Source organism: Micropruina sp. (genome assembly GCF_027492755.1).
Taxonomy (GTDB): Bacteria; Actinomycetota; Actinomycetes; order Propionibacteriales; family Propionibacteriaceae; genus Micropruina.
Genome location: NZ_JAPUED010000215.1, coordinates 1 through 5767, shown reverse-complemented (window position 1 = coordinate 5767; position 5767 = coordinate 1). Strand labels below are relative to the sequence as shown.

The 5767-nt window shown below is 69.4% G+C and carries 8 protein-coding genes; 3 read left to right on the top strand and 5 right to left on the bottom strand.

Translation table 11 applies throughout. The annotated features are described in order from the left end of the window. Positions 1-59 precede the first annotated feature (59 nt). The 5 genes from Q0066_RS14940 to clpS all read right to left on the bottom strand — a co-directional run bounded on the left by Q0066_RS14940 (position 60) and on the right by clpS (position 3512). Positions 60-299 (bottom strand): hypothetical protein, encoded by a 240-nt coding sequence (locus tag Q0066_RS14940; RefSeq protein WP_298134329.1) that lies wholly within the window; start codon positions 297-299, stop codon positions 60-62. Then, a complete protein-coding gene (gene feoB / locus Q0066_RS14935) occupies positions 296-2224 on the bottom strand; it encodes a ferrous iron transport protein B (protein ID WP_298134327.1) in 1929 nt (642 codons plus the stop codon). The genes Q0066_RS14940 and feoB overlap by 4 nt, the downstream gene beginning before the upstream one ends. Beyond that, positions 2221-2448 (bottom strand): ferrous iron transport protein A, encoded by a 228-nt coding sequence (locus Q0066_RS14930; RefSeq protein WP_298134324.1) that lies wholly within the window; start codon positions 2446-2448, stop codon positions 2221-2223. The genes feoB and Q0066_RS14930 overlap by 4 nt, the downstream gene beginning before the upstream one ends. A gap of 192 nt (positions 2449-2640) precedes the next feature. Next, entirely contained in the window at positions 2641-3201 is a 561-nt protein-coding gene (locus Q0066_RS14925; RefSeq protein WP_298134321.1) for a DUF2017 family protein, read from the bottom strand. After that, positions 3198-3512 (bottom strand): ATP-dependent Clp protease adapter ClpS, encoded by a 315-nt coding sequence (gene clpS / locus Q0066_RS14920; RefSeq protein WP_298134319.1) that lies wholly within the window; start codon positions 3510-3512, stop codon positions 3198-3200. The genes Q0066_RS14925 and clpS overlap by 4 nt, the downstream gene beginning before the upstream one ends. A 209-nt stretch (positions 3513-3721) precedes the next feature. On the opposite strand from clpS, the gene Q0066_RS14915 reads away from it, so the two are divergent. From Q0066_RS14915 to Q0066_RS17595, 3 genes are all read left to right on the top strand, one after another. Beyond that, a complete protein-coding gene (locus Q0066_RS14915; RefSeq protein ID WP_298134317.1) occupies positions 3722-5068 on the top strand; it encodes a nicotinate phosphoribosyltransferase in 1347 nt (448 codons plus the stop codon). Continuing rightward, positions 5065-5622 carry a nicotinamidase gene (locus tag Q0066_RS14910; protein WP_298134315.1) on the top strand — a complete coding sequence of 186 codons (558 nt, stop codon included), beginning with the start codon at positions 5065-5067 and terminating at the stop codon, positions 5620-5622. The genes Q0066_RS14915 and Q0066_RS14910 overlap by 4 nt, the downstream gene beginning before the upstream one ends. Positions 5623-5645: 23 nt before the next feature. Next, positions 5646-5767: Rdx family protein (locus tag Q0066_RS17595; protein ID WP_366521532.1), on the top strand; the 122-nt coding region annotated here is incomplete at its 3' end.

The window sequence follows — 5767 nt, the reverse complement described above, 5'->3', positions numbered from 1 at the left end:
AACCAAATTCGGATCATGATATGGACTGTCGCAAGGCTCGGACGCGACGCGACGCCAGGTCAGCGTGCCACGCGGCGTGATCCATCGCGTCGGGCACAGCCCTTCACCGCGCAGCCTCCGCAACCCGACTCCGGGCAGCCGATGACCAGCGGGCATTCTTGGACCAGCCCGGCACGCACCAGGTGATCGGCTGCTGCCCGCACCACGTCCGCCCGCAAACCGGTGCGACGGCGGACCTCCACCAGCGACCCGGCGCCGTCGGTCAGCGCGTCCAGGACCGCGGTGACCGGTCCGGTCACCACCACAGACTCCCGACCTGGAAGACCAGCACGGCCAGCCCCCACGCCACGGCCAGCTGCAGCGCGATGCCGAACAGCGTCCAGCGGCCGCCGATCTCGCGCCACTGCGCGGCCAAGGTGGCGACGCAGGGCGTGTAAGCCATCAGGAAGACCATGAAGGCCAAAGCCGCCGGAATCGGGTGACCGCCGGACGACTCGGTGAAGTCGGCCAGGATCCGCTGCCCCAGCGAGCCCGGATCGCCGCCCTCCTCAGGCTCGTCGAGCGCGTAGGTCTGCGCCCAGGACGAGATCACCGCCTCCTTGGCGACGAAGCCGACCACCAGTGCCGAGGTGGTCTGCCACTGGGCGAAACCGGCCGGGGCGAACGCCGGCGTGATGGCCTGGGCGGCCACTCCGTACACCGAGTTCTCCACCTCGACCTCGCCGAAGGCGGCGTTGCCGTGCGCCGGCACCGACTGCAACAGCCAGACCGCGCAGACGGTGATCACGATGATCCCGGACGCGGTTCGCAGGAAGCCGGCCAGCCGGCTCCAGGCGACGGTGGCGGTGAGCCGCAGCGTCGGCAGCTGGTAGGGCGGCAGGTCGATGACCAGCGGCTCGGCGCCCATGGTGCGCCACAGGGTGCGGCGCAGCAGCAGGCCGACGCCGACCACCAGCAGGATCGAGGCGACGTACATGGCGAACACCACGGTGCCCGCCCATTGCCCGAAGAACACGGTGCCGAGCAGCACGAACACGGTCAGCCGGGCGGTGCACGAGGTGAACGGCACCAGCAGCGCGGTGAGCAGCCGCTGCCGTCCGTCGCTGAGAATGCGGGTGGCGCTGATCGCCGGCACGTTGCAGCCGAAGCCGACCACCAGCGGCAGGAACGCCTTGCCGGGCAGGCCGATGGCCCGCATCAGCCGGTCGGTGACCACCGCCGCCCGGGCCAGGTACCCGGAGTCCTCCAGTAGCGCCAGCAGCACGAACATCAGCGCCATCAGCGGCACGAAGGTGAGCACCATGCCGACACCGGCGATCAGGCCGTTCACCACTAGGCCCTCCAGCCAGGAGCCTTCCAGTCCGATGGCGGCGAAACCGGCGAGCGCCGCATCCGTGACCGGCCCGGAGAACAGCGTGTCGAAGAAGTCCTGCAGGGGCGCGGCCACCGTCGTGGTGACCTGGAACACCAGCCACATCACGCCCAGGAACAGCAGTGGACCGAGCACCGGCGCGGTCGCGACACGGTCGATTCGGTCCGAGAACGACACCCGATCCTGACCGGGTTCGATCACGCCGGCCTCGATCGTCGACGCCACCCAGCCGAACCGCTCGTCCGCTTTCGCCAGGTCGTCGCCGCAGCACGGGTGCCGACGGGCCTTCGGTTCGGGTCCGTTCAGGGCTTCGGTGACGGCTTCCCGGAGTCCGCCCAGCCCCTCGCGGCGGCGCGGGTCGAGGCCGACGACCGGACAGCCGAGGGCGGCGGAGAGCGCGTCGGTGTCGATCGCGATGCCCTGGCGCTTCGCGACGTCCAGCATGGTCAGCGCCACGATCACCCGCTGCGGCTGCTCGCGGACCTCGCTGACCAGGTACAGGCTGCGGGCCAGATGGGCGGCGTCGGCGACCACGATCACCAGATCCGGCCGGTCGTCCGGGTCGGAGATCAGCAGGTCGCGGGTGAGTTGCTCGTCCGGTGACAGCGGATCCAGGGAGTAGGCACCGGGCAGGTCGATCAGGGTGCGGCCGTGCCAGGCGCCGCGGGCCACCTCGACCGTGGTGCCCGGCCAGTTGCCGACCGTGGTGCGGGCGCCGGTGAGGGCGTTGAACAGTGTCGACTTGCCCGAGTTCGGCGCACCGACCAGGGCGACGATGGCGGCGTCCGGACCGGCCGAGGTGGTCGCGACGGCGCAGTGACAGGTGGTCACGGCCGGCCGGACGGCGGTCACCGGGCCACCTCCGCCCGGACGTCGCGCAACAGTGCCGCGCCGAGGGCCACCCGGGAGCCGGCGACCGCGACGATCCGGCCGCCGCCGGTGCTGGACCTGATCACCGAGAAGGCGGCACCCGGGCGGAGCCCGAGGCGTCCGAGTCGCCAGGCGTGTTCGGCCGGAACCGCGGCGAGGGTGAGAGGGGTGGCCAGCGGCGCCTCCGCCAGCGAGATGACGTCCATGCGAACTCGTCCATTCGATGGGTCGAGTGATCGGTCCGGCGAGCTGTTCACCGGTGCTGGTCCGGGCCTCGACATCGTCCAGGTCAGCTATGCCTACCCTAAGAAAAGGCTGCTGATCCGGTGGGTGAACCGGGAGCGCTCCCGCCGTCCGGTCTCATGAGTTCCACATCGTGGACGTGCCGAGCTGGAGCCCTAATGGAGGGCGCCGACCAGTCCGTCCAGGAATCCGGCCAGCCATTCGTACATGCCGTAGAGGACGCCGCGTGGCTCGTCCGGATCGAGGCGTTCCAGTTCGTCGATGTCCTCGGCGGTCCGAATACCCAGCCGCACCGACAGCGCCAGCCGGATCGCGGTGATCGTCTTCAGCCAGGCGTCGGCGTCGACGGCCCGGACGACCACCGCCTCGCGTCCGCCGTTGCTCTCGAGGAGCGCGTCCAGCACCAGCTGGGCCTGCTCGATCTTGGTCCGCCGCTGGGCGTTCTGGGTGAACCGCCGGAACTCCTGTTCGGCCTTGTCATCGCCACGATAGGCCGGCGGGAAGAGGCGCGCGATCACCGGGTCGGAGTTGTCCAGATCGTCCGAGGCCGCCATGTCGGCCTCCCACTGGGCGAACGGATCGTCGCCGGTGTCGTGATCGTCGTCGCCCTCGAGCAGACCGATCAACTGCTCGACCATCGATTCGAGGACGGCCTCCTCGTAGTCGGCCAGATCGACCAGCAGCACCTGACGTCCGGAGTGTTTGAACCGGCTCATTCGGCACGCTCCAGGGTGGCCCACAGCCCGTAGGCGTGCATCGCGTTGACGTCGGCCTCCATCGCCTCGCGCGACCCCGTCGACACCACCGTCTTGCCCTCGTTGTGCACCTGCAGCATCAGCTTGGTGGCCTTCGACTTCGAATAGCCGAAGTAGGTCATGAAGACGTGCGTCACGTAACTCATCAGGTTGACCGGGTCGTCCCAGACGAGAGTGACCCACGAAGTCAGCTCGATCGGGGTCTCCTGCGGGCGCTCGGCCAGCACAGTGCCGCCCTCGGGCACAGCAGGCTGAGTGGTCGCGAACACCATGTCGGCATTCTGTCAGACCGTCCCGGATCAGCCACCGCCAGCCGCCGCCGGTCGAGCTAGGCGAGACCCTCCCCACTGCGTCATCCAGGGCTCCCCACTTCGTCATCCCGGGCTCCGACCTGGGATCTCCGTCCACACCCCAACCCGTGACGTCCGCACCAGCTGAGCCACCCGCTTCAGGCTCGCCGCCAGCAGTTACTCTGACGCCCATGCTGAATTCCACGGCGCTGCTCACCGACCACTACGAGCTGACGATGGTCCGTGCGGCGATGCGCTCGGGCGCGGCTTTCCGGCGCTCGGTCTTCGAACTTTTTCCGCGTCGGCTGCCGACCGGCCGGCGCTACGGTGTGGTCGCCGGTGTGGGCCGCGCACTGGAGGCGATCGAGGCGTTCACCTTCGACGATGCCACCGTCTCGTTCCTGCTCGAGCAGAAGATCGTCGACCAACCGTTGGCCGAATGGCTCGCCGGCTACCGGTTCACCGGCTCGATCTGGGGCTACCCCGAGGGTGAGATCTACTTCCCCGGCTCGCCGCTGATGATCGTCGAGGGATCCTTCGCCGAGGCGGTGATTCTGGAGACGGTGCTGCTGAGCATCTACAACTACGACTCGGCGGTGGCGTCCGCGGCGTCGCGGATGACGGCGATGGCCGGCGACCGGCCGTGCATCGAGATGGGCTCCCGGCGGACCAACGAGATCGCCGCCGTCGCGGCGGCCCGCGCCGCCTACGTGGCCGGATTCTCGGCCACCTCCAACCTGGAAGCCGGACGCCGCTACGGCGTCCCGACCAGGGGGACGGCGGCGCACAGCTTCACCCTGCTGCATGGCTCCGAGCGGGAGGCGTTCGGCGCCCAGATCGAGTCCCTCGGCGAGGACACCACCCTGCTGGTCGACACCTACGACATCGAAGCCGCGGTGCGCACCGGCATCGAGCTGACCAACGGACGGCTCGGCGCGATCCGGCTCGACTCCGGCGATCTGGCTGAACTTGCCACCCAGGTGCGACAACTGCTGGATTCGCTGGGCGCCACCCACACTCGGATCCTGGTCACCTCCGATCTCGACGAGTGGCAGATCGCCGCGCTGCGCGGTGCCCCGGTGGACGGCTTCGGGGTCGGCACCTCGCTGGTCACCGGCTCCGGCGCACCCACCTGCGGCTTCGTCTACAAGCTGGTGGCCCGGGCCGACACCGACGAGCCGGACGCGCCCCTGCTGCCGGTGGCGAAGAAGAGCGTGAACAAGACCAGCATCGGCGGCCGCAAATTCGCGCTGCGCCGGCTGGATGCCCGGGGCAAGGCGGAGGCCGAGGTGATCGGCATCGGTTCGGCGCCCGAGAGCGACGGCAATGACCGGCCGCTGCTGGTCGAGCTGATCCGCGACGGCGAGATCGTGGGCGACGAGCCGCTGTCGGCCGGACAGGAACGGCATGTGCGCTCGCGGGCCGAGTTGCCGTTGGCGGCGTTGAAGATGTCCAAGGGTGAGGCGGCGATCCCGACCCTGATGCTGGACGCGGACGGGCATGTCACCGACAACCCGTACGCGAGGAGCGAGGCATGACCCGGGTGCTGATCGTCGTCGACGTCCAGAACGACTTCTGTGAGGGCGGTTCGCTGGCGGTGGCCGGTGGTGCCGGCACGGCGTCCGCGATCTCGGAGCTGCTGACGGGTGAGTCCGGGTATGACGCGGTGGTGGCGACCCGCGACCACCACATCGATCCGGGCTCGCATTTCTCGGACCGTCCCGACTACGTCGACTCGTGGCCACCGCATTGCGTGGCCGGGACGCCGGGTGCCGAGTTCCACCCGAATCTGGTGTGGAGGGGCTTCGATGCGGTGTTCGACAAGGGCGAATACGCCGCCGCCTACTCCGGCTTCGAAGGCAAGGACGCTTCGGGTGACGGGCTGGGCGACTGGCTCACGGAGCACGGCGCGTCCGAGGTCGACGTCTGCGGCATCGCCACCGACTACTGCGTCCGGGCCACCGCCCTGGATTCGGCCCGCAGCGGCTTCCCGACCCGGGTGCTGCTCGACCTGACCGCCGCGGTCGCCCCCGACAACGTCCCGGACGTGGTGGCCGAGCTGCGCGCCGCCGGCGTCCGGGTCGATCGGTAAACCCCTGCCTTGCCGTCAACCAGATGAATGCACGCGACAATGGCCGGGTGTCCAAGCCCATCGTGACCATTCGCTATTGCATCGACTGCCGATGGCTCTTGCGGGCGTCCTGGTATCAGGGTGAGTTGTTGCAGACCTTCCCCGA